The sequence below is a fragment of the Bradyrhizobium sp. 956_D2_N1_4 genome, from assembly GCF_052076025.1.
GTDB lineage: Bacteria > Pseudomonadota > Alphaproteobacteria > Rhizobiales > Xanthobacteraceae > Bradyrhizobium > Bradyrhizobium barranii.
This window is the reverse complement of record NZ_CP197237.1, coordinates 687713-709445: the sequence shown is the minus strand read 5'-3', so window position 1 is coordinate 709445 and position 21733 is coordinate 687713. Positions and strand designations below refer to the sequence as shown.

Here is a 21733-nt window from a genome sequence, read left to right as displayed (position 1 = left end):
TAGGTTGCCGGGGCGTTAATCGGCGTTGCGCGTGCGGCACACTCAAGCGATTGCAGGTGTTTTCACGGGCAATGATGCACGTTGGTAAACGCCGCCTCTCGTAAAGCGGTAAACATTCGGTCAACGCGAATGGTGAAGGAACTCTTGCGCGCGCGTATCATTACGGGACGCGTGACGAGTTCCGTTGTTTTTGCGCAGTGTGTCCGCTTCATCGGTGTCATGCCCCGGCTTGACCGGGGCATCCAGTACGCCGCGGCCTGTCCGCTCAACCACAACGGCCTCGGCGTACTGGATCGCCCGGTCAAGCCGGGCGATGACAGTGAGTGTGGGCGCTCGCAAATGAAGTGTGGGTGGAGTGTCGCCTCAAATGAAAGAGGCGGGGCCTAGCCCCGCCTCTTCGCATTCAACATTTCAAATCGGCTTACGCCTGGCTCGCGATCGCCTTGCCGAGCGCCGCCTGCGCCGCGGCGAGACGGGCGATCGGCACGCGGTAGGGTGAGCAGGAGACGTAGTCGAGGCCGATATCGTGGCAGAAGGCGACGGAGGCGGGATCGCCGCCGTGCTCGCCGCAGATGCCGACCTTGAGCTTCGGGCGCGTCTTGCGGCCGCGCGCGACGCCGATCTTGACGAGCTCGCCGACGCCTTCCTGGTCGAGCGCGACGAAGGGATCGACCGGGAGGATGCCCTTGGACACGTAGGTCCCGAGGAAGCTCGCGGCATCGTCGCGGCTGATGCCGTAGGTGGTCTGCGTGAGGTCGTTGGTGCCGAACGAGAAGAACTCCGCGCTCTCGGCGATCTCGGCCGCGAGCAGGCAGGCGCGCGGCAGCTCGATCATGGTGCCGACCTGGTAGGCGATCTTGGTGTTGGTGTCGCGCATCACGGCTTTCGCGGTGGCATCGATGCGCGCCTTGACGAGGTCGAGCTCGGCCTTGGTGGCGATCAGCGGCACCATCACCTCGAGGCCGACGGCCTTGCCGGTGCGCTTCTCGGCCTCGACTGCGGCTTCGAAGATCGCACGCGCCTGCATCTCGGCGATTTCAGGATAGGCGATTGCGATGCGGCAGCCGCGGAAGCCGAGCATCGGATTGAACTCCGAGAGCTCGCGCGCACGGTCGGCCAGGCGCCGCGGGTCGGTGTTCATGGCGCGCGCCACTTCCTCGACCTCGGCATGGGTGTGCGGCAGGAATTCATGGAGGGGAGGATCCAGAAGTCGGATCGTGACGGGCAGGCCCTTCATGATCTCGAACAGCTCGACGAAGTCGGCGCGCTGCATCGGCAGCAGCTTGGCCAGCGCGGCGCGGCGCGACTGCTCGTCCTCGGAGAGGATCATCTCGCGCACCGTGCGGATGCGCGTCTCCTCGAAGAACATGTGCTCGGTGCGGCACAGGCCGATGCCTTCCGCGCCGAACTTGATCGCGGTGCGCGCATCCTCCGGCGTGTCGCCGTTGACGCGCACGCCGATCTTGCGGACCTGGTCGGCCCATTTCATCAGCGTGCCGAACTCGCCGGACAGCTCCGGCTCGATCATCGGCATGCGGCCGGCGAGCACCTGGCCGAGCGAGCCGTCGATGGTGATGACGTCGCCGGTCTTGAAGGTGCGGGAGCCGATGCTCATGGTGCCGCGGCCGTAATCGACGCGGATGGTGCCGCAGCCGGAGACGCAGGGCTTGCCCATGCCGCGCGCGACCACCGCCGCGTGCGAGGTCATGCCGCCGCGGGTGGTCAGGATGCCTTCGGCGGCGTGCATGCCGTGGATGTCTTCCGGGCTGGTCTCGATGCGGACCAGGATCACCTTGCGCCCGTCGGCCTGGAGCTTGGCCGCCTCGTCCGAGGAGAACACGATCTCGCCGGAGGCAGCACCGGGCGAGGCCGGCAGGCCGGTCGCGATCACGTCGCGCTTGGCGTCGGGATCGATGGTCGGATGCAGCAGCTGGTCGAGCGAGGCGGGATCGATCCGCGTCACCGCTTCCTTCTTCGAGATCAGCCCTTCATTGGCGAGCTCGACCGCGATGCGCAGCGCCGCCTTGGCGGTGCGCTTGCCGCCGCGGGTCTGGAGCATCCACAGCTTGCCCTGCTCGACCGTGAACTCCATGTCCTGCATGTCGCGGTAGTGCTTCTCGAGCAGCGTGTAGATCCGCGTCAGCTCCTTGAAGGCTTCCGGCATCGCCGCTTCCATCGACGCCTTGTCGGAACCGGATTCCTTGCGCGCTTCCTCGGTGATGTCCTGCGGCGTGCGGATGCCGGCCACCACGTCCTCGCCTTGCGCGTTGATCAGGAATTCGCCGTAGAGCTTGCTCTCGCCGGTCGAGGGGTTGCGGGTGAAGGCAACGCCGGTCGCCGACGTCTCGCCCATATTGCCGAACACCATGGCCTGCACGTTGACCGCGGTGCCCCAGGATTCCGGAATGTCGTGCAGCCTGCGATAGGTCACCGCACGCGCGTTCATCCAGGATGAGAACACCGCGCCGATCGCGCCCCAGAGCTGGTCGTGCGGGTCCTGCGGGAAATCCTTGCCGGTCTCGCGCGCGACCGCGTCCTTGTACTTGCCGACCAGCCCGACCCAGTCCTCGGCGCTGAGGTCCGTATCGAGCGAATAGCCCTGGCTGTCTTTGAAGGTGTCGAGGATTTCCTCGAAGTGATGATGCTCGAAGCCGAGCACCACGTCCGAATACATCGTGATGAAGCGGCGATAGCTGTCATAGGCGAAGCGACGGTCGCCCGACAGTTCCGACAGCGCTTCCACGGTCTCGTCGTTGAGGCCGAGATTGAGCACGGTGTCCATCATGCCCGGCATCGAGGCACGCGCGCCGGAGCGCACGGAGACGAGCAGCGGGTTCTTGACGTCGCCGAACACCTTGCCGGTCAACTTGCCGACATGGTCGAGCGCCTTCTCAACCTGCGACTGCAATTCCTTCGGATAGGACTTGTCGTGTGCGTAGAAGTAGGTGCAGACCGAGGTCGGGAGGGTGAAGCCGGGAGGCACGGGAAGGCCGAGATTGGCCATCTCGGCGAGGTTGGCGCCCTTGCCGCCAAGCAGGTCGCGCATCTCCGTCCGGCCCTCGGCTTTGCCGTCGCCGAACGTGAACACCCATTTGCCGGCCTTGGCCGCGGCTGGCGCCGCCTTGGCGGGCGCGGCCTTTTTGGGGGCGGGCTTCACGGCAACCTTCGGCGCAGCCGACTTGGTCGCAGCCTTCGCCGCGGGCTTCGGAGCGGGCTTTGCAGCCGACTTTACAGCCGCCTTGGCGACCGGCTTCGGGGCGCTCTTCAAGGTGCTCTTGGCGAGCGCCTTGCGAGCCGCCGGCGCGGCTTTCGCCGCGGCGGAGGACTTTGATTTCGCTGGCGTTTTCGCTGGAGTTTTATTGGGCTTCGAGGCGGCTTTGGCCATAGCTTGCACACAACCTGCGAGAGGAAAGGGAAATCGCGCGCCTTACACCACTTTGGGCAGGCCCGCGCAAGTCGAAGAGTTCCGGAAAATGAAGGCCTAGAGATGGAGCCACTTCAACAATCCGAGCCCGATCGCACCATTTATGATGAGAAAGATCGCGACGATCAGGTTGAGAAGGCGCGGCATGATCAGGATGAGCACGCCCGCAAGCAGCGACAGAAGCGGCGAGATGTGGGCGACGGTGATGTGCATGAATTGTCTTTCCGTGACGTGAGGCGAATCGCGGCTGGATCATACCGGACCGGGTTCCGCGGGTAGAGACGCACAAGGCGCGAACAGGTTCCCGGCTTCGCGAAAACTGCCCGAAATTGCCGCTGATGCGGCAGGGCTTTTCCCGGAACATTGCGAAGGGGACATGCATTGGCAACCGGTCGCGCCAGTAGCGCCGGCTGAAATCAGTTCGAAGGAGTTGCCCATGCGGAACAGGATTCTCGCCCTCGCTGCGCTTGGCGCCGCGCTCGGCTCGCCGATCGCAGCGTCTGCGCAATCCGGTCTCACCGTTGGCCGCGCGCCTGTTGTCGTCGACAGCGGCCCGACGATTGCGGTCGAACAGAGGCCGGCATTCCGCGAATATGTCGTCGAGCAACGTGTGCCGGCCTTCCGTGTCCCGGATCGCGTGGTGGTCGGCGCCACCTTACCTGAAAGCGGCGTCACTTATTATGACGTGCCGCAACGTTTCGGCGCCACCACCTACCGCTACACCGTCGTAAACGGCGCAACCGTGCTGGTCGAGCCGCGCTCGCGGCGCGTCGTCGAGGTGATGGATTAGATTCTCGTCTGAACGCGTTTTCTTCACGCGAACCGGTATCCACTTCGCTTGAAAACGCTTCCGATCAACTCGATGTCCGGCGTGTCACTTCAATCAGGCTGGCGCGCATCGCGAAGTACGGACATCAGGCCCCGCCCGGTTCTCCCCCCGCCGGGCGGGGCTTTTTTGTGTGGTCGTCATTCCGGGGCGCGCCACTTCGCGCGAGCCCGGAATCCATTTCTCTACGTCACGCGCGGCTCAATGGATTCCGGGCTCGTGCTTCGCACGCCCCGGAATGACACCGTTGTTGTGGCCCCGCCTCAATCCTGGATCTTCGAGAAATCCGCGACCGCACGCGTGGCGCTGCGGATCTCGTTGAGCAGCTTCAGCCTGTTTTCACGCACCTTCGGATCGTCGTCGTTGACGCGAACCTTCTCGAAGAACGCATCGACCGGCGGACGCAGCTTTGCCATCGCGCTCATCGCGGCGGCAAAGTCTTCCCTGGCGACGGCAGCGCTTGCTTCCGCCTGCACCTCGCCGATCGCCTTCGCCAGCGCCTTCTCCTCATCGAGGCCATAGAGCGCAGCATCCGGCGCACCGTCGAACGCGCGCTTGTCCTTCTTCTCCTCGATGCCGAGGATGTTGCTGGCGCGCTTGATACCAGCGAGCAAGTTCTTGCCGTCATCGCTCTCGAGGAACTTGCCGAGCGCCTCGACGCGGCGGACGATCATCAGGAGATCGTCCTGGCCGCCGAGGGCGAACACGGCGTCGACGAGATCGTGCCGTGCGCCCTGCTCGCGCAGCTGGACCTTCAGGCGATCGGCGAAGAAGGCGAGGAGATCGCTTGGAAGCTTCTCCGTATCGGCCGACTTCACCGACAGGCCCGCGAGTGCAGATGCTGCCACCTTCATGAGCGACAGACGCAGGTTGTTCTCAGCGATCAGCCTGATCACGCCCAGCGCCGCGCGCCGCAGCGCATACGGGTCCTTGCTGCCGGTCGGCTTCTCGTCGATCGCCCAGAAGCCGACGAGCGTGTCGATCTTGTCTGCAAGTGCGACCGCAACGCTGACCGGATCGGTGGGTACGCGATCCGCGGGGCCCTGCGGCTTGTAGTGCTCCTCGCACGCGGCGGCGACAGAGGCATCCTCGCCCTGGGCCAGCGCGTAGTACTTGCCCATCAAGCCCTGCACTTCCGGGAATTCACCGACGACTTCGGTCAGCAAATCGGCCTTGGCGAGATGCGCGGCACGCGTGGCCTTCGCGACATCGGCACCGACCAAAGGCGCGATCTCGGCGGCGAGACGTTCGATGCGTTTGATGCGCGCAGCCTGAGTCCCGAGCTTCTCGTGGAACACGATCTGCTCGAACTTCGGCAGCCGATCCTCGAGCTTCGTCTTCAGGTCCGTCTCATAGAAGAACTTCGCATCCGACAGGCGCGGACGGATCACGCGCTCGTTGCCTGATACGATAGTCTTGCCGCCGTCGGCCGCCTCGATATTGGCGGTGAGGACGAACTTGTTGGTCAGCTTGCCCGTCTTGGAATCCCTGACGACGAAGCACTTCTGGTTGTTGCGGATGGTGGCGCGGATCACCTCTTCCGGGATCGCGAGATATTCCGGCTCGAACGATCCCATCATGACGACGGGCCATTCGACGAGGCCCGAAACCTCGTCGAGCAGCACCTGATCCTCGACCAGCTCAAACCCTTGCGCGAACGTCAGCTCCTTGGCGTCAGCGAAGATGATGTCCTTGCGCGCCTGCGGATCGAGGATGACTTTGGCGGCCTTCAGCTTCGCTTCGTAGTCCTCGAAGCGGCGTACGTTGATCGCCGCCGGCGCCATGAAGCGATGACCGTAGGTGGTCTGGCCTGTCTCGATGCCGTCGATCGAGAATTTGACGACATCGGGATCTTCCGTTTCGGGCCCGAACGTCGCGGTGATCGCGTGCAGCGGACGCACCCAGCTCAGCGATCCCGGTTTTCCGGAGCGCGCGCCCCAGCGCATCGATTTCGGCCAGGGGAAGGTGCGGATGATGACCGGCAGAATCTCGGCGAGCACGTCGATCGCGTCGCGGCCGGGCTTTTCGATCAGCGCGATGTAGAAGTCGCCCTTCGGGTCGCGCTGGATCTTGGCTTCGTCGAGCGAGTTTAGACCCGTCGCCTTCAGAAAACCCTGCACGGCCGCATCGGGCGCGCCCATTTTCGGACCGCGGCGTTCGGTCTTCAGGTCAGGCTGACGCGCGGGGATGCCATGCACGGTCAGTGCAAGGCGGCGCGGCGTCGCGAACGCTTTCGCACCCTCGTAGACGAGGCCCTCGGCGACCAGCTTGTCGGTGACCATGCGGCGCAGATCGTCGGCCGCCTTGGCCTGCATGCGCGCGGGGATTTCTTCCGAGAACAGTTCAAGCAAAAGATCGGGCATCAGGCCGCTCCGCCCGCTTCAGTATGGATCCAGGCCTCGCCGCAGGCCTTTGCCAGCTCGCGCACGCGAAGAATGTAGCTCTGCCGCTCGGTCACGGAGATCACGCCGCGCGCGTCGAGCAGGTTGAAGACATGGCTCGCCTTGATGCACTGGTCATAGGCCGGCAGCGCCATCAGGTGCGCCTCGCGCTTGCCGGACTCTGAGTTTTTTTGCCAGCCGGCGTCGAGGTACTTCCGGCAGGCGGCTTCCGCCATCTTGAACTGCTCGAACAGCATCGCGGTGTCGGCGACTTCGAAATTGTGCTTCGAATATTCACGCTCGGCCTGCAGGAACACGTCGCCATAGGTCACCTTGGCGTCGCCCTCGCGGCCGTTGAAGTTGAGGTCGTAGACGCGATCAACGCCCTGTACATACATCGCGAGGCGCTCGAGCCCATAGGTGAGCTCGCCGGCAACAGGCGCGCACTCAAATCCCGCGACCTGCTGGAAATAGGTGAACTGGCTGACTTCCATGCCGTCGCACCAGCATTCCCACCCTAAGCCCCAGGCACCCAGCGTCGGGCTCTCCCAATCGTCCTCGACGAAGCGGATGTCGTGCACGGCGGAATCGATGCCGATCGCGGCGAGCGACTTCAGGTACAGCTCCTGAAGATTCGGCGGCGACGGCTTCATGATCACCTGGAACTGGTAGTAGTGCTGCATCCGGTTCGGATTCTCGCCGTAGCGGCCGTCCTTGGGCCGGCGCGAGGGCTGCACATAGGCGGCGTTCCAGGGCTTCGGCCCGAGCGCGCGCAGCGTGGTCGCCGGATGGAAGGTGCCCGCGCCCATTTCCATGTCGTAGGGCTGCAGGATCACGCAGCCCTGCTCGGCCCAGAACCGCTGGAGCGCGAGGATAAAGCCCTGGAACGAGCGTTCCGGGCGCATATGGGCGGGCAATGAGGCGTCCATCGTCAGATCAGGCTCTCGCGGGGGGTTGAATCGCGCGGGACCGTATCGACGGCGGGGATGGGAATCAAGGCAAAGGGGGCCTGGAAAGCGGCCCTGTGCTCCGTCATGGCCGGGCATAGCCGTCCGAAGGACGGCGTCACTTCCGCTCGCCTATGTCCCGGCCATCCACGACCTTGGTCGCGGTACGAAGAACGTGGATGCCCGGGACAAGCCCGGGCATGACGCGAGTGGCGCTACCTAGCCGGGCCGATACGCTCCGGTCACGGGGTCACGTTTCAGCTTCTGAATATCCCCGGCATGGGCGGCTTCAGCGACGCGCGACAGGCGCATCTCCTCCAGCTCATGGTTGATCCGGACAGCGGTCTTGTAGGCCCAGCGGACCACGGCAAGCCCGCCCAGGACGCCCGCGAAAGCGACAAACGGCGGCATCGGTCGATCCTTGTCTAGTGCTCAGCCCCCACAGACATTCTTGCGCAGACCGGGCCGCGCCGCAATTGGCTCGGCCCGGACCAAATGGCGCGGGAGGGTGTCGCCTAGAACCCGAATTTCGCCCAAATCGCCCGCGTCTCGACCGCCGAGATCAACTCGTCCGGCAGGCCGGCCATTGATTCCATGGCCGAAAGCTGGCCCGCACCGGGCGATTTCCGCCCCAAAAGGCCCGAGAGCAGACCGGTCGGCGGCGCAATCACAGGGGTGAGAACCTTCTCGCCATAGCGGGCACGAAGAGTTGAGCGGAGATCGCCGATGCCGTCAGCGAGCCCCAGCGCGATCGAACTCTCGCCGGCCCAGTATTCGCCGGTGAACAGGGTGTCGTCGGCGCCTTTCAGCCGCGCGCCGCGGCTCTCCTTCACCAGCGCGATGAAGATCTGGTGGATCTCGCGCTGGAGCGCCTTCAGCTTCGCCACGTCGTCGGGGTTTTCCGGGAGGAACGGATCGAGCATCGCCTTGTGCGCGCCGGCCGTGTAGAGCCGCCGCTCGATGCCGAGCCGCCTGATCGCCTCCTGGAAACCAAAACTGCCGCCGACCACGCCGATCGAGCCCAGGATGGAAGACGGATCGCAGATGATCTCGTCGCCGGCGCAGGCGATCATGTAGCCGCCGGACGCCGCGACGTCCTCGACGAACACCAGCACGGGCAGCTTCTTCTCCGCCGCGAGCTGCTTGATGCGCAGATAGATCTGGCGCGACTGCACCGGCGAGCCGCCGGGCGAATTGATCACCAGCGCCACCGCCTTGGCGTTCCGGTACGAAAACGCCCGCTCCAGCACCCGCGCGACGCCCGCAAGCGTCATGCCCGGGCGCAGCGGCGTCACCGCACCGATCACACCGGACAGCCGCACCACCGGCACCACCGCCGTGCCGGGACGGAAGCGCGCCGGCAGATATTGCATGAGCTTGTCGGCCAGGCCGGAACCCTCACGATCGTTCAATTGTTCGGCCATGCCGTTACCTCTGCTTAACCATTTCTTATCACGCGACTGTCATTGGAAGTGCCCGGAACGTGTTTTGCAGATTCCCCGTTAGGAAGCTGCAATGAGGCAGCGGAGAACACCATGAAAATCTATCTGCTGTTGCTGCTGGTCGGTGCGCTGTTCATGGCGATCCGTCTGACGACCCCGCAAGAGCAGCAGTCGGAATCGCTTCCGCAGTAGGCCGTCGCGGCTCCGCCAGCGGCAAGAACGCCCTCCCTTCCAGAATCTCCCTCACCTGATTTTTAGGCACGCCTGACTCGTCGTTGAGCATGAGGCCCGGCAGCAGCCGCGTCGGAGCCCGGCCGCCTTTGATTGCGCGCACCAGCACGCGGATCGCGGGCCGTCCTGCCTCGCCGTGAACCGGCAGGATCGACAGGCTTCCAAAACCACGTGACAGCGCTGCCAAAACCTCCTCGATTCCATCGGCGCGCCAGATCAAGGTCAGCGCGCCACCCGATCGGAGGATGCGCCGCGCCGCATGCACCCATGCATTCAGCGTCTCCTCGCTCGCAACATGCGCGGTGCGGCGCGTCTGATCGGACGAACCGCGATGGCGTGCGGGATCGTTGAAGGGTGGGTTCATCAGCACCACGTCGACGCTGTCGGGCGCGAGGCCATTAGCCGCAAACGCCTGTGCGTCGGCCGTAACGTCGAGCACGATCGTCTCCGCGGCGATCGCATTCGCCGCCGCATTGGCGCGCGCGAGTTCCGCCAGTTCCGGATCGATCTCGACCTGGCTGAGGCTGATTCCCGCGACGCGCCGGCCAAGCGCCAGCCCGGCGGTGCCGATGCCGGCGCCCAGATCGACGACACGGTCGCCCGCCTGCGCTTCCGTCGCCGCCGCGAGCAGGATGGCGTCATGCCCGGCGCGGTGGCCGGACCGCTTCTGCTTCAAGCGCAATTGCCCGCCGAGAAAGGCGTCCTCGGTGAAGTCTGTGACGACGTCAATCATCGCCGCGCAGTTCATGACTGAGGCCGGCCTCGGTGAGGAGCTCCCTGGCCTCCTGGGCGTCATCCTCATGGACCAGGATCCGCCGCGGCAGGATACCCAGCGAGCCCTCGATAATGCTCATGTTCTGGTCCAGCACCAGATGATGGATGTTGGCGCCGTCGAGCAGCGCGCCGATCGCCGACACCAGCACCATGTCGTTGGTCCGAACCAGTTCACGCAAAACGCAGGTCTCCTGCCTGAAAGGGGCTAAAGCGGCAAATGTCAATGGTTCCGCGGCACTTGCCGCATCCGCTGCCAGTTTCTATTGTATTTGCATCAGAATAGCCCCTCCGGGGCAAATATTGGAGACCGGCGTGGCCGTCATCGTACCTTTCGAAACTCCCGGCGCGTCGATCGAACAGCTGGTTGCCCTTGTCGCTGGTGACATGGAGCGCGTCAACGCCACGATCCTGTCGCGGACCGGGTCGGATGTCACCATGATCCCGGAGGTCGCCAACCACCTCATCTCCTCCGGCGGCAAGCGCCTGCGGCCCATGCTGACGCTCGCCATGGCCAACCTCGCCGGCTACGCCGGCGACGGTCACATCAAGCTCGCTGCAAGCGTCGAGTTCATGCATACCGCGACGCTCCTTCACGACGACGTGGTCGACGAGAGCGAGATGCGCCGCGGCAAGCTGTCGGCGCGCATGCTCTGGGGCAATGAGGCGAGCGTGCTGGTCGGCGACTTCCTGCTCGGCCAGGCGTTCCGCATGATGGTCGAGGTCGGCTCGCTCCGCGCGCTCGACATCCTCTCCGCGGCCGCCGCCACCATCGCCGAGGGCGAGGTGATGCAGCTTGCCGCCGCCAAGAACACCGCGACCACCGAGGACGAATATCTCGCCGTGATCCGCGGCAAGACCGCCGAGCTGTTTGCGGCCGCCTGCGAGGTCGGCCCCGTGATCGCCAACCGCCCGAAGGCGGAGCAGACCGCGTGCCGCTCGGTCGGCATGAATCTCGGCATCGCCTTCCAGCTCGTCGACGACGTGCTCGACTATGGCGGCAAGAGCGCCAAGCTCGGCAAGAACACCGGCGACGATTTCCGCGAGGGCAAGATCACGCTGCCGGTCGTGCTCGCCTTCCGCCGCGGCAACGACACCGAGCGCGCCTTCTGGATCCGCGCGCTGGAGCGCGGCGAGATCGGCGACACCGACCTCGACCACGCCCTGGGCCTGATGAACAAGCATCGCGCGCTCGAGGACACGCTCAGCCGCGCTCAGCACTACGGCGCCATGGCCGTCGACGCGCTGGCGCTGTTCCCGTCCTCACCGATGAAGAGCGCGCTGGAGCAGGTGGTCGCGTTCTGTCTGGCCCGGTCGCACTAGGCGACAAAGGCTGACGCTCTTTCCACGTCGTCATTGCGAGCGCAGCGAAGCAATCCAGAATCCCTCCGCGGGAACAGTCTGGATTACTTCGCTGCGCTCGCAACGACGGAGAGCTAGGCAACGGCGCATTCCCTCTCTTGTCCCGGACGCGCTGCAGCGGGAAACGCTGCTGCGCGGAGCCGGGAAGCGACACGCAAGGCTCTCCGCAACATGGGCCCCGGCTCTGCAGCGCACCGCCAAGAGGCGCTGCGCTGCGTCCGGGGCACGATAGCGGCTATCCGGCGGCTACCTTAAATCCCACCACCAGCCTGCTTTCACATACTCACCGCTCGCCCGCTGCGCACCTCACCGCCAGCCCCGCCTCCGCATCCTCACCGCTCACTCTACCTGCCGCCGCCTGCCCAGTGACTTGCATTTTGCAAGCCACTCTCCTACGCTCCCGCCATGCAGCCGAAATCCCCCTCCATCCTGGAATGCCCGGTCGGCCGCGCCGTGGAGACGGTCGGCGAATGGTGGAGCATCCTGATCTTGCGGGATGCCTTCCAGGGCGCGACGAAGTTCGACGAATTTTCGCAAAGCCTCGGCATCGCGCCGAACATCCTGTCGCGGCGCCTTGCCCATCTCACCGAGAGCGGCATGTTCATCCGCCGCCGCTATCACGAACGGCCGCCGCGGTACGAATATGTGCTGACGGAGAAGGCGCGGGATTTCTTCCCTGTGGTCGTGGCACTGCTGGCCTGGGGCAACAGGCATCTCGCGCCCAAGGGCGAATCCATCATGCTGGCGAATCGGAGCGACGCTCGCCCGTTCGATCCGATCGTGGTCGATGCCGCCGACATGCGTCCGATCACCCTCGCCAATGCGGTCGTCGTCCCGGGTCCCCGCGCCAGCCGCGGGATGCGCAAGCGGCTCGGCTCGCTCAAAGCCATGAACCCGGCCGTTGCGCCGGCTGGAGACTGACATGCGTCGTATCGTCGTGACGGGAATGGGAGCGGTGTCGCCGCTCGGCTGCGGTGTTGAACTGTCCTGGCGCCGGCTGCTCGCCGGCCAGAGTGGGCTGCGCCCTCTGCCGGAATGGTCGCAGGCACTGCCCGCGCGCATTGCCGGTCTCGTGCCCGACAAGGCCGACGATGCCGAAGGCGGCTTCGACCCCGCGCAAGCTGCCGCGCCAAAAGACCAGCGCAAGATGGACCGCTTCATCCTGTTCGCCCTGCTCGCCACCGCAGAAGCGGTCGCGCAGGCCAGATGGACGCCGCAGGACGCGGCGACATTGGAGAGAACCGCGACGATCATCGCTTCCGGCGTCGGCGGCTTCCCGGCAATGGCGGAGGCGGTGCGCATCACCGAGCAGCGCGGCGCGCGCCGGCTCTCGCCCTTCACCATCCCCTCGTTTCTCGCCAATCTCGCCGCCGGCCACGTCTCGATCAAATACGGCTACAAGGGCGCGCTGGGCACACCGGTCACGGCCTGTGCCGCCGGCGTCCAGGCGATCGGCGATGCCGCGCGCATGATCCGTGCAGGCGAAGCCGATGTCGCGATCTGCGGCGGCGCGGAGGCCTGCATCGATATCGTCAGCATCGGCGGCTTTGCCGCGGCCCGCGCACTGTCGAGCGGATTCAACGACGAGCCCGCGCGCGCCTCGCGCCCGTTCGATCGCGACCGCGACGGCTTTGTCATGGGCGAAGGCGCGGGCATCCTGGTGATCGAGGAGCTGGAGCATGCACTGGCGCGCGGCGCCTCCCCGATTGCGGAAATCGTGGGCTACGGCACGACGGCGGACGCCTATCACATGACGTCGGGCCCGCCCGATGGCGACGGCGCCCGCCGTGCCATGGAGATCGCGCTCCGCCAGGCGAAGCTTGCGCCCGCGGATTTGCAACATTTGAACGCGCATGCGACGTCGACGCCGGCCGGCGACGAAAGCGAGCTCGGCGCGATCGCCGCGCTGTTCGGCCGCAACCGGAACATCGCGGTGAGCGCGACGAAATCGGCCACCGGCCATCTGCTCGGCGCTGCCGGCGGACTCGAGGCGATCTTCACCGTCCTCGCCTTGCGCGACCAGGTCGCGCCGCCGACGCGCAATTTCGAAAACGCAGATCCCGGCGCTGATGGCATCGACATCGTCGCAGGCAGCGCGCGGCCGATGCCGATGCTCAACGCCATCTCCAACGGATTTGGCTTCGGCGGGGTGAATGCCAGCGTGATCTTCCGCCGGATGGGCTGAACGAGAGGCCTTGTAATCGCGGCACGCTTCGTTACCAAACCGGGATGATCGAAACGAATTTCTGGCTGTTCCTGGCCGCAGCGTGTCTCATTGCCGCCGTTCCCGGCCCCGGCATCTTCTACGTCGCGGCACGGACCTTGTCCGAAGGACGCGCCAGCGGCTTTGCGTCAACCGCGGGCACCGCGCTGGGCGGGCTGGTTCATGTCGTCGCGGGCAGCCTCGGCGTCTCCGCGATCATCCTTGCCAGTGCGGAGCTGTTTGCCGTCGTGAAATTCATCGGCGCGCTCTATCTGGTCTGGCTCGGCATCAAGACCTTCCGCAGCGCCGGCCGCGCGCTCTCGCTGGAGAACGAGCCCGTCGGCGACAGGCGCGCGTTCCGCGACGGCGTGCTGGTCGAGGCGCTGAACCCGAAGACCGCCGCATTCTTCCTCGCCTTCATTCCGCAGTTCCTCGATCCCGCGGGATCGAGCCCCACGCTGCAATTCATCGTGCTCGGCGCGATCTCGGTGATCCTGAACACGCTCGCCGATGTCGTCGTCGTGCTGATGGCAACTGCAACGCGCACGCAGCTGATTGGCAGGCCACATCTGATGCGGCGTCTCACGCAGGGCTCGGGCGTCTTCATCGCCGGCCTTGGCCTCTCGCTCGCGCTGGCGCGGCGGCCGGTGCAGGGCTAGCTCGCGTCATTCCCGACGGGCATCCACCGAAAAAAGAAAGGGGCCGCAGCCCCTTTCTCAGATTTCACCAGTGGTGCCAATGATGCCAGCGGTGCCAGCGAGCCCAATGATGCCAGCGCCAGCCGTCACCCCAATGATGGTGCCAGCCGTAACCACCCCAGTAGTGCGGATGGTAGTAGCCTCCATGGTAGTGGCGTTGCCAGCAATGGCCCCATTCATTGCAGACATAGCCGGTCGGCACCTCGATCGGTGCTGCTGACGCAGCCCCGCTCGACAGCGTGACCCCGCCAAGTGCGGCAAGGCCGACAAACGCAGATACAAGTTTCATGATGTTCACCTCCTAACATCCGTTGGAGGCGATGAGTGCGTCCTGCGTTCGGCGCCTTACGCAGGTTTAATACCGATGAACGATTTCGATGAAGCGATCGGCTCGCGATGACGGCGTGCGCGCAACATTGTCGCCATCGCCCCGAAACACTTTCCAACCCGTAATGACCAAGATGTAACGCGTGGAATTCGAACGACCCATCGCTCGCGGCTCACCCATGGTTGTTGCGATGGAGAGTTCGATGAGGATGATGTCCTGGTCGCGTTATCGCCTCCTGACAAGGTCGTTGTCGCGCACCGCGCGTCGCTGTCACGACGCGAAGATGCGCAAGACCCGGCAGCGCCGACGCGCCATGCGCCGCCTAGGCGGCACGAGCTCGCCGCCGAAGCGCCCGTGACCTGCGGCTTGCTTGTGGAATGGGCGGCAGCAGGCTACTCCAGTCGTGCTGCTATCTCGTCCGGCATTTCGAAGGATCGGCGCCCGATGCTTGCCCCGCAAAGTCGCACATACGAGTCCCACGGCCTGCGGCTGCACTATGCCGATTGGGGCAATCACGGCGCGCCCGTCGCCATCCTGGTCCATGGCGGCCGCGATCATTGCCGGAGCTGGGACGCCATCGCCCGCTCGCTTCAGCCGCACTTTCACGTGCTCGCGCCCGATCTGCGCGGCCATGGCGATTCCGACTGGACCAAGGGCGGCAGCTACGCGCTGACCGAGTATGTCTACGACCTCGCCCAGCTCATTCGCAGCATCGCAGCGCCTCAAGTGACTCTCATTGGTCATTCCATGGGCGGCATGGTGAGCCTGATCTTTTCGGGGTCGTTCCCAGAGCTGGTCACGAAGCTCGTCGTCCTCGACGGCGTCACCATGTTGCCGGACACCCCCAAAGCGCCGACGCATGAGCGCATCAGCAAATGGGTCAGCCAGCTCGACAGGCTGCACGACCGCACGCCGCGCCGCTATGCGACCCTCGAAGACGCCGCCGCGCAGATGGTGCTTCACAACAAGCGCCTCGCCCGCGACCTCGCGCTGCATCTTGCAACGCACGGCTCGCGGCGGAATGAGGACGGCACCTATAGCTGGAAGTTCGATCCCTACCAGCGCGCCTCTGCGCCGCACCGGCTCTGGCCGGACGATCACGTCGCGCTGTGGTCGCGCATCACAAGTCCGACGCTGCTGCTGAATGCCGGAGAAAGTTTTCTCGCGGGTGCCAGGGCCGCAGGCCTGGAGCGCTATTTCCCGCAGGCACGCATCGAGACCATCGCCGGCGCGGGGCACTGGCTACAGCATGACAAGCCGCAAGAGGTGTTGAGTGAGATCCGGCGGTTTCTCGGGCTCGCCGAAGACGGCGGCTAGCTCCACTGCCGTAGCGTGGGCAAAGGCGCAAGGCGCCGTGCCCACCACGCAGCCAGATTGCGAGAATAAGTTTGGTGGGCACGCTTCGCATTGCCCACCCTACGGCAGAATCGTAGCCCGGAAAAACCTAGCTCAACGTCCCCGCATGCACCCACCAACCGGGGTGGGTGCGCCGGATCTTTTCCGCGCCGGCATGCGCATCGCTCGCTGCGCCATAGATCGCAAAGCAAGTCGCGCCGGAGCCGGACATGCGGGCCAGCTTGACGCCGGCGGAGTCACGCAAGGCTTCCAGCACCTCGCCGATCACAGGCTCGATGCGCAGCGCAGGGGCTTCGAGATCGTTGGCCACGGTTTCGAGAACGTCGACCCAATCGGCGATCGACTCACCCTCTTCGGGCCACGCCGGAGCGTCGAGAACGGACGTTGCGCCGACCAAGAGTTCGCCGTTGCGCAGGCCCAGCGCCTGGAACACGTCCTTGGTGGCAACAGGCACGCGCGGATTGACCATCACGCAGGGCATGCTCGGCAGCGCCAGCGGCAGGAGCTGCTCGCCGACGCCGGTCATGTCGCAGGCGCGCGAGAACAGGCACACCGGCACGTCGGCGCCGGTGGCGAGCGCAACCTTCTGCAGGCGCGGATCGTCGAGCGAGAGATTGTTGAGACGTGCGAGCAGCCGCAGTGCCGCCGCGGCATCGGCCGAGCCGCCGCCGATGCCGGCCGCGACGGGAAGCACCTTGTCGAGCGCGAAGGCCCCGAGCTTCAGGTTCGGCACGGCCTCGGCCAGGAGCCTGGCCGCCTTGACCACGAGATTGTCCGCGGTATCGCCGCAGGCCGCGGCCAGCGGCCCGGTGGTGACGAGCTTCAGCTCGCCGCCCGGCTCCAGCGTCAGCTGGTCCGCGCAGTCGGCAAACGCGACCACGCTTTCGAGATCATGATAGCCGTCGGCACGACGGCCGACGACGCGAAGGCTCAGATTGACCTTCGCGCGCCCTTCTTCAATCAACGCCGACATTGGCGATCAGCCCCCAAACGCGCTCTTAGCCGCCCTTGCCGTCGTCCTTCTTCTTGTCCGCCTGCGCGGCCGAAGAGTTCGAATCGTCGGTCATACCGTTGGCGATCTTGGCCTCGATCTTCGGAAGCTCCTCCGGCTCGGGCTTGAGATCGCGGGCGTGGGCCCACTGGAATTTCGCTTCCAGCGTACGGCCGACGCGCCAATAGGCATCACCAAGGTGATCGTTGATGGTGGGATCCTCGGGCTTGAGGTCGATCGCGCGCTCGAGGTTCTTCACCGCCTCTTCGTAATTGCCGATGCGGTAATAGGCCCAGCCGAGGGAGTCGACGATGTAGCCGTCGTCGGGACGCTGCTCGACGGCACGCTTGATCATCTTCATGCCTTCGTCGAGATTCACGCCCTGGTCGATCCAGGAATAGCCGAGATAGTTGAGGACATGCGGCTGGTCGGGCTGGAGCTCGAGCGCCTTCTTCATGTCGGCTTCGGCCTTGCTCCACTCCTTGGAGCGCTCCTCGCAAATGCCGCGATAATAATACCAGACGCTGTTGGCCTTGTCGTTGCCGGCCGGCAGCACGTCGATGCCCCGCGAATAGGTCGCGCCGCAATCGCCGAACTTCTTGCGGCCGCGCTCGATATTGCCGAGCGCCATGATGGCTTCGAGATCCTTGGAATCGTCCGATGTGACGCCCTTGAGGATCTTGATCGCCTCGTCGGTGCGGTCGGCGGAATCCAGATCGATGGCGAGCTGGATCTGCGCGTTGCGCTTCAACGGCGAGGTCGCGGGCACCCGCTCATAAACCTTGATCGCCATCTGCGGCCGCTTCACCGATTCATAGAGATCGGCGAGCGAGAGCAGCGCCAGCGGATGGGTCGGCTGGAGATAGAGCGCGAGCTGAAGATAGACCAGCGCCAGATCCTCGCCGCCGCGGCGGGTCAGCGTGGCACCGATGCCGTAGAGCGCTTCGGCGGCACCAGCTTGCGCGGAGTCGGCCAGCGGCGGCATCTTCTTGCCGGCCTTGGTGTCGCGCAGACCTTCCACGATCAGCGGATGGCGGGCGAGCTTCTTGTCGAAAGCCAGGTAGACGGTGGTCGCGGCCGCGGAATCCTTGTTGCGCGACAGCCAGCGGGCATAGGCCTCGGTGACGCGCAGCATGGAATCGTCGAGCTTGTAGGCGCGCTCGAAGCGGACGCCGGCGTCCTTCTCCTTGCCGGAGAGCTCGAGGATCATGCCGGCATGGAGGTCCTTGAACAGCGGATACCATTCCGGACCGGCGAGCTTGTCGATGGTGGCGACGCCGCCCTTGGCATCGCCCGCGCCATAGGCGGCCCAGCCCGACAGCAGCGTGGCGACGAGATCGGTGATCGGACCGCGGATCGACTGGTTGATGTTGGTTTGCGCGGTCGCGTATTTCTTCATCTTGAGATCGTGCACCCCGACGACGAGACGCGCGACGCGGTTGGTCTTGTCGATGGTCAGGACGCGCTCGGCGAGCTTGACCGCCTCGTCGATGTCACCGTCGGCAACCGACGAGATGAAGGCGCGATCGAGCAGCTCGTTGTTCTTGGGATCGGTGCGGAGCGCCGAGCGGTAGAATGCGGCGGCCGAGGCCGCGTCGCGCTCGACGCTGGCGTGGCGGGCGGCGAGATAGCTGCCGGAGGTCGTCAGCGACTTCAGATCGTTCCGGGTCGGGAATTGCGCCGCCGTGTCGGACGGATGGTCCGGCGTCTGCGCCAGGACCGCGCCGGGGACCGTCGCGATCGCTGTGCCCATGAGGGCGATGGCGGCAACAGTCCAGCGGTTGAAACGATTTGAGAACATCAGGGGCTCGCCTTGAGTTGTAGTGCCTGGGTTTGCAGCGGTAGGCCGTATCGCATGCGAACGCGGCCGGTGGCATGGGGACCCGGAACCGTCGGGCCGACAATGCCGCTTTTGGCGCTTCACCGCAAGGATTCGGGCATGCGATCCCCTCCGCACGCCCCAAATCGGCCGACTACGCCCCAAGACGCTGCCAGTATGGCCTTATCGTGGCCGCGGACCGCTACCCCGGGCCGGTTCTCACGCGAACGTGCGTCACAATGCCGGGGGCACGTCACATTGGCCCCGGCTCGATCGCTTTGGTCCAATGATCCCGGCTTGCATGGCCTAGCTTACATGGCCTCGTAGTTCGGACCGCCGCCGCCCTCCGGGGGAACCCAGGTGATGTTGCCGTTGGGGTCCTTCACGTCGCAGGTTTTGCAGTGGACGCAGTTCTGGGCATTGATCTGGAAGCGCGGGCTCGCGCCTTCCTCGACCCACTCATAGACCCCGGCCGGGCAATAGCGATTCGAGGGACCGGCGAAGACGTCGTGCTCCGAGGTCTTCTGCAGGTTCATGTCGGCGACCTTGAGATGGACCGGCTGGTCCTCCTCATGATTGGTGTTGGACAGGAACACCGACGAGAGCTTGTCGAACGAGATCTTGCCGTCCGGCTTCGGGTAGTTCTTCGGCGCGTGGCTCTTCGCCGGATCAAGCGTGGCGCGATCGGGCTTCGCATGCGACTGCGTGCCGAACAGCGAGCCACCGAACAGCGTGTTGCACCACATGTCGAAGCCACCGAGCGCGACGCCGAGCACGGTGCCGAACTTCGACCATAGCGGCTTGACGTTGCGGACCAGGAACAGGTCCTTGCCGACCGCCGAGGACCGCCAGGCGTTCTCGTAGTCGACGATCTCGTCATTGGCGCGATCGGCAGCGAGCGCGGCCGCGACATGCTCTGCGGCGAGCATGCCGGTGCCCATCGCATTGTGCACGCCCTTGATGCGAGGCACGTTGACGAAGCCCGCCGCACAACCGACCAGCGCGCCGCCGGGGAAGCTCAGCTTCGGCACCGACTGATAGCCACCTTCGGTGATGGCGCGCGCGCCATAGGCGAGCCGCTTGGCGCCCTCGAAGGTGCCGCGGATCGAGGGATGGGTTTTGAAGCGCTGGAACTCGTCGAACGGCGACAGATACGGATCGTCGTAGTTGAGATGCACGACGAAGCCGACGGCGACGAGATTGTCGTCATAGTGATAAAGGAACGAGCCGCCGCCGGTCTTCAGGTCGAGCGGCCAGCCGAACGAATGCTGGATCATGCCCTTCTGGTGCTTGGCGGGATCGATCTGCCAGACTTCCTTGAGGCCGATGCCGAACTTCGCCGGCTCGCTCTTGGAATCCAGTGCAAACTTCGCGATCAGCTGCTTGGTCAGGCTGCCGCGCGCGCCCTCGGCGAACAGAGTGTACTTGCCGAGCAGTTCCATGCCGCGGGTAAAGGAGTCCTTCGGCTTGCCATCGCGGCCGATGCCCATGTCGCCTGTGGCGATGCCCTTCACCGCGCCCTGCTCGTCATAGAGCACCTCAGCGGCGGCAAAGCCCGGATAGATCTCGACGCCAAGCGCCTCGGCCTTGCGCGCCAGCCAGCGGCAGACATTGCCGAGCGAGCCGATATAGCAGTGATGATTGTCCATCAGCGGCGGCATGATGAAGTTCGGCAGCTTGATCGCGCCGCCTCCCGTCATCCAGTAGAAGCGGTCGTCCTTCACCTGCGTCTTCAGCGGACAGTCGGAATCCTCGCGCCAGTCCGGGATCAGCTTGTCGAGCCCGGCCGGATCGATCACGGCGCCGGAGAGAATGTGCGCACCGACCTCGGAGCCCTTCTCCACCACGACGACGTTGAGATCGGCATTGAGCTGCTTCAGCCGGATCGCGGCCGCCAGGCCAGACGGGCCGGCGCCGACGATGACGACGTCGAATTCCATGGATTCGCGCGGGGGAAGTTCTTCGGTGCTCATCTGATCTCAGCCCTTGAGACGGTTCCTCGTCATTTGCGCCCCCTTGTTTCCGATTTTTCCGGGTAGGACAACCACGGAAATGCGTTCCACTGGGATGCAAGGCACCCCAAACTGATATAGTAAAAGTCTGACTTTCCAAATGATCCCCGAGCCCGCACCCACCGTCCGAGAGCTTCTCGCCTTCTATCTGGAGGCCGGGGTCGATTGCGCGCTCGCGGAGGAACCTGTCGACCGCCTGGCGGAATTGGATGCTCCGCCGCCGGCCCCGCGCGCCGCACCTCCGGTCGAGGCACCACGGCCTGTTGCCGCGCCCGCGGTGATGCGCGGCGAGGCCGCACCTGCGCCGGACATTGCGATCGCCTCCGCACGCGAGGCCGCGCGTACCGCGCCGACGCTCGAGGCACTGCGCGAGCTGATGCAGAATTTTGAAGGCTGCGCGCTGAAGCATACCGCGACGCGGCTGGTGTTCGCCGACGGCAATCCGCAGGCGCGCATCATGTTCGTCGGCGAGGCGCCGGGCCGCGACGAGGACATCGAGGGGCTGCCCTTCGTCGGGCGGAGCGGCAAGCTGCTCGACCTCATGATCGGCGCGATCGGGCTCAACCGCACCACCGCCTACATCGCCAACGTGATTCCCTGGCGGCCGCCCGGCAACCGCACGCCGACGCCGCAGGAAACGCAGATCTGCCTGCCCTTCATCCAGCGCCAGATCGAGCTGGTGAATCCCGACGTGCTGGTGACGCTCGGCAATCCCTCAACGCAGACGCTGCTGTCGACGCGCGAGGGCATCATGCGCACCCGCGGCCGCTGGTTCGACTACGAGACGGGTGGGCGCACCATCCGCGCGCTGCCGACGTTCCACCCGGCCTATCTCTTGCGCTCACCGTCGTACAAGCGGCTGGCCTGGCAGGATCTGCGCGCGATCGCGAAGGTGCTGGCGGGATAGCGAGCTGTCGTAGGGTGGGCAAAGCGAAGCGTGCC

General features: G+C 65.3%; 19 protein-coding genes. 7 read left to right on the top strand and 12 right to left on the bottom strand.

Translation table 11 applies throughout. The features are described from left to right. Nucleotides 1–421: 421 nt before the first annotated feature. Complete coding sequence (ppdK, locus tag AB7535_RS03360) at nt 422–3385, bottom strand: pyruvate, phosphate dikinase (RefSeq protein WP_085402557.1); 2964 nt, start codon at nt 3383–3385, stop codon at nt 422–424. 96 nt (nt 3386–3481) lie between these two features. After that, nucleotides 3482–3637: a DUF3096 domain-containing protein gene (locus AB7535_RS03355; protein WP_014497329.1), complete on the bottom strand. Its 156-nt coding sequence runs from the start codon at nt 3635–3637 to the stop codon at nt 3482–3484. A gap of 223 nt (nt 3638–3860) precedes the next feature. Here AB7535_RS03355 and AB7535_RS03350 point away from each other — a divergent pair, with 223 nt between their 5' ends. After that, entirely contained in the window at nt 3861–4214 is a 354-nt protein-coding gene (locus AB7535_RS03350; protein WP_038944551.1) for a DUF1236 domain-containing protein, read from the top strand. Between the two features lie 299 nt (nt 4215–4513). Here AB7535_RS03350 and glyS read toward each other — a convergent pair whose 3' ends face one another. The 6 genes from glyS to AB7535_RS03320 all read right to left on the bottom strand — a co-directional run bounded on the left by glyS (nt 4514) and on the right by AB7535_RS03320 (nt 10204). Beyond that, the gene (glyS, locus tag AB7535_RS03345; protein ID WP_085402556.1) at nt 4514–6613 is read right to left on the bottom strand and encodes a glycine--tRNA ligase subunit beta; all 2100 of its coding nucleotides are present in this window, start codon (nt 6611–6613) and stop codon (nt 4514–4516) included. After that, nucleotides 6613–7560 (bottom strand): glycine--tRNA ligase subunit alpha, encoded by a 948-nt coding sequence (locus AB7535_RS03340; RefSeq protein WP_028153882.1) that lies wholly within the window; start codon nt 7558–7560, stop codon nt 6613–6615. The genes glyS and AB7535_RS03340 overlap by 1 nt, the downstream gene beginning before the upstream one ends. Nucleotides 7561–7797: 237 nt before the next feature. Then, nucleotides 7798–7989 carry a hypothetical protein gene (locus tag AB7535_RS03335; RefSeq protein WP_071916131.1) on the bottom strand — a complete coding sequence of 64 codons (192 nt, stop codon included), beginning with the start codon at nt 7987–7989 and terminating at the stop codon, nt 7798–7800. Between the two features lie 104 nt (nt 7990–8093). Further along, on the bottom strand, nt 8094–9002 hold the full coding sequence (locus tag AB7535_RS03330) for a S49 family peptidase (protein WP_085402555.1): 909 nt from the start codon (nt 9000–9002) through the stop codon (nt 8094–8096). A gap of 151 nt (nt 9003–9153) precedes the next feature. Next, nucleotides 9154–9984, bottom strand: coding sequence for a tRNA1(Val) (adenine(37)-N6)-methyltransferase (locus tag AB7535_RS03325; RefSeq protein ID WP_135215919.1), 831 nt, complete (start codon nt 9982–9984; stop codon nt 9154–9156). Continuing rightward, nucleotides 9977–10204, bottom strand: a complete 228-nt coding sequence (locus tag AB7535_RS03320; RefSeq protein ID WP_014497336.1) for a putative signal transducing protein — start codon at nt 10202–10204, stop codon at nt 9977–9979. Before AB7535_RS03320 ends, AB7535_RS03325 begins: the two co-directional genes overlap by 8 nt. 133 nt (nt 10205–10337) lie before the next feature. Between AB7535_RS03320 and AB7535_RS03315 the strand changes: the two genes are divergently transcribed. The 4 genes from AB7535_RS03315 (at nt 10338) to AB7535_RS03300 (ending at nt 14246) form a co-directional block, all read left to right on the top strand. Further along, entirely contained in the window at nt 10338–11345 is a 1008-nt protein-coding gene (locus AB7535_RS03315; RefSeq protein ID WP_085402593.1) for a polyprenyl synthetase family protein, read from the top strand. Nucleotides 11346–11789: 444 nt separating this feature from the next. Further along, nucleotides 11790–12305, top strand: a complete 516-nt coding sequence (locus AB7535_RS03310; protein ID WP_085402554.1) for a winged helix-turn-helix transcriptional regulator — start codon at nt 11790–11792, stop codon at nt 12303–12305. Between the two features lies 1 nt (nt 12306). Continuing rightward, a complete protein-coding gene (gene fabF / locus AB7535_RS03305) occupies nt 12307–13569 on the top strand; it encodes a beta-ketoacyl-ACP synthase II (RefSeq protein WP_135215918.1) in 1263 nt (420 codons plus the stop codon). Nucleotides 13570–13613: 44 nt separating this feature from the next. Continuing rightward, the gene (locus tag AB7535_RS03300; protein ID WP_135215917.1) at nt 13614–14246 is read left to right on the top strand and encodes a LysE family translocator; all 633 of its coding nucleotides are present in this window, start codon (nt 13614–13616) and stop codon (nt 14244–14246) included. Between the two features lie 64 nt (nt 14247–14310). On the opposite strand, the gene AB7535_RS03295 is transcribed toward AB7535_RS03300, so the two are convergent. Continuing rightward, entirely contained in the window at nt 14311–14574 is a 264-nt protein-coding gene (locus tag AB7535_RS03295; RefSeq protein ID WP_085402592.1) for a hypothetical protein, read from the bottom strand. 483 nt (nt 14575–15057) lie between these two features. On the opposite strand from AB7535_RS03295, the gene AB7535_RS03290 reads away from it, so the two are divergent. Beyond that, a complete protein-coding gene (locus AB7535_RS03290) occupies nt 15058–15930 on the top strand; it encodes an alpha/beta fold hydrolase (protein WP_085402550.1) in 873 nt (290 codons plus the stop codon). Nucleotides 15931–16057: 127 nt separating this feature from the next. Here AB7535_RS03290 and AB7535_RS03285 read toward each other — a convergent pair whose 3' ends face one another. From AB7535_RS03285 to AB7535_RS03275, 3 genes are all read right to left on the bottom strand, one after another. Beyond that, complete coding sequence (locus AB7535_RS03285; protein ID WP_085402549.1) at nt 16058–16942, bottom strand: 4-(cytidine 5'-diphospho)-2-C-methyl-D-erythritol kinase; 885 nt, start codon at nt 16940–16942, stop codon at nt 16058–16060. A gap of 25 nt (nt 16943–16967) precedes the next feature. Continuing rightward, entirely contained in the window at nt 16968–18761 is a 1794-nt protein-coding gene (locus AB7535_RS03280; RefSeq protein WP_094184200.1) for a tetratricopeptide repeat protein, read from the bottom strand. Between the two features lie 329 nt (nt 18762–19090). Continuing rightward, nucleotides 19091–20752 (bottom strand): electron transfer flavoprotein-ubiquinone oxidoreductase, encoded by a 1662-nt coding sequence (locus AB7535_RS03275; RefSeq protein WP_085402548.1) that lies wholly within the window; start codon nt 20750–20752, stop codon nt 19091–19093. 139 nt (nt 20753–20891) lie between these two features. Here AB7535_RS03275 and AB7535_RS03270 point away from each other — a divergent pair, with 139 nt between their 5' ends. After that, nucleotides 20892–21698 (top strand): uracil-DNA glycosylase, encoded by an 807-nt coding sequence (locus AB7535_RS03270; protein ID WP_071916142.1) that lies wholly within the window; start codon nt 20892–20894, stop codon nt 21696–21698. Nucleotides 21699–21733: the final 35 nt, after the last annotated feature.

Coding starts and splice junctions, on each gene's coding strand:
- ppdK (WP_085402557.1), bottom strand. CDS start 3,385: ATGGCCAAAGCCGCCTCGAAGCCCAATAAAACTCCAGCGAAAACGCCA.
- AB7535_RS03355 (WP_014497329.1), bottom strand. CDS start 3,637: ATGCACATCACCGTCGCCCACATCTCGCCGCTTCTGTCGCTGCTTGCG.
- AB7535_RS03350 (WP_038944551.1), top strand. CDS start 3,861: ATGCGGAACAGGATTCTCGCCCTCGCTGCGCTTGGCGCCGCGCTCGGC.
- glyS (WP_085402556.1), bottom strand. CDS start 6,613: ATGCCCGATCTTTTGCTTGAACTGTTCTCGGAAGAAATCCCCGCGCGC.
- AB7535_RS03340 (WP_028153882.1), bottom strand. CDS start 7,560: ATGGACGCCTCATTGCCCGCCCATATGCGCCCGGAACGCTCGTTCCAG.
- AB7535_RS03335 (WP_071916131.1), bottom strand. CDS start 7,989: ATGCCGCCGTTTGTCGCTTTCGCGGGCGTCCTGGGCGGGCTTGCCGTG.
- AB7535_RS03330 (WP_085402555.1), bottom strand. CDS start 9,002: ATGGCCGAACAATTGAACGATCGTGAGGGTTCCGGCCTGGCCGACAAG.
- AB7535_RS03325 (WP_135215919.1), bottom strand. CDS start 9,984: ATGATTGACGTCGTCACAGACTTCACCGAGGACGCCTTTCTCGGCGGG.
- AB7535_RS03310 (WP_085402554.1), top strand. CDS start 11,790: ATGCAGCCGAAATCCCCCTCCATCCTGGAATGCCCGGTCGGCCGCGCC.
- fabF (WP_135215918.1), top strand. CDS start 12,307: ATGCGTCGTATCGTCGTGACGGGAATGGGAGCGGTGTCGCCGCTCGGC.
- AB7535_RS03300 (WP_135215917.1), top strand. CDS start 13,614: ATGATCGAAACGAATTTCTGGCTGTTCCTGGCCGCAGCGTGTCTCATT.
- AB7535_RS03295 (WP_085402592.1), bottom strand. CDS start 14,574: ATGAAACTTGTATCTGCGTTTGTCGGCCTTGCCGCACTTGGCGGGGTC.
- AB7535_RS03290 (WP_085402550.1), top strand. CDS start 15,058: ATGCTTGCCCCGCAAAGTCGCACATACGAGTCCCACGGCCTGCGGCTG.
- AB7535_RS03285 (WP_085402549.1), bottom strand. CDS start 16,942: ATGTCGGCGTTGATTGAAGAAGGGCGCGCGAAGGTCAATCTGAGCCTT.
- AB7535_RS03280 (WP_094184200.1), bottom strand. CDS start 18,761: ATGTTCTCAAATCGTTTCAACCGCTGGACTGTTGCCGCCATCGCCCTC.
- AB7535_RS03275 (WP_085402548.1), bottom strand. CDS start 20,752: ATGAGCACCGAAGAACTTCCCCCGCGCGAATCCATGGAATTCGACGTC.
- AB7535_RS03270 (WP_071916142.1), top strand. CDS start 20,892: ATGATCCCCGAGCCCGCACCCACCGTCCGAGAGCTTCTCGCCTTCTAT.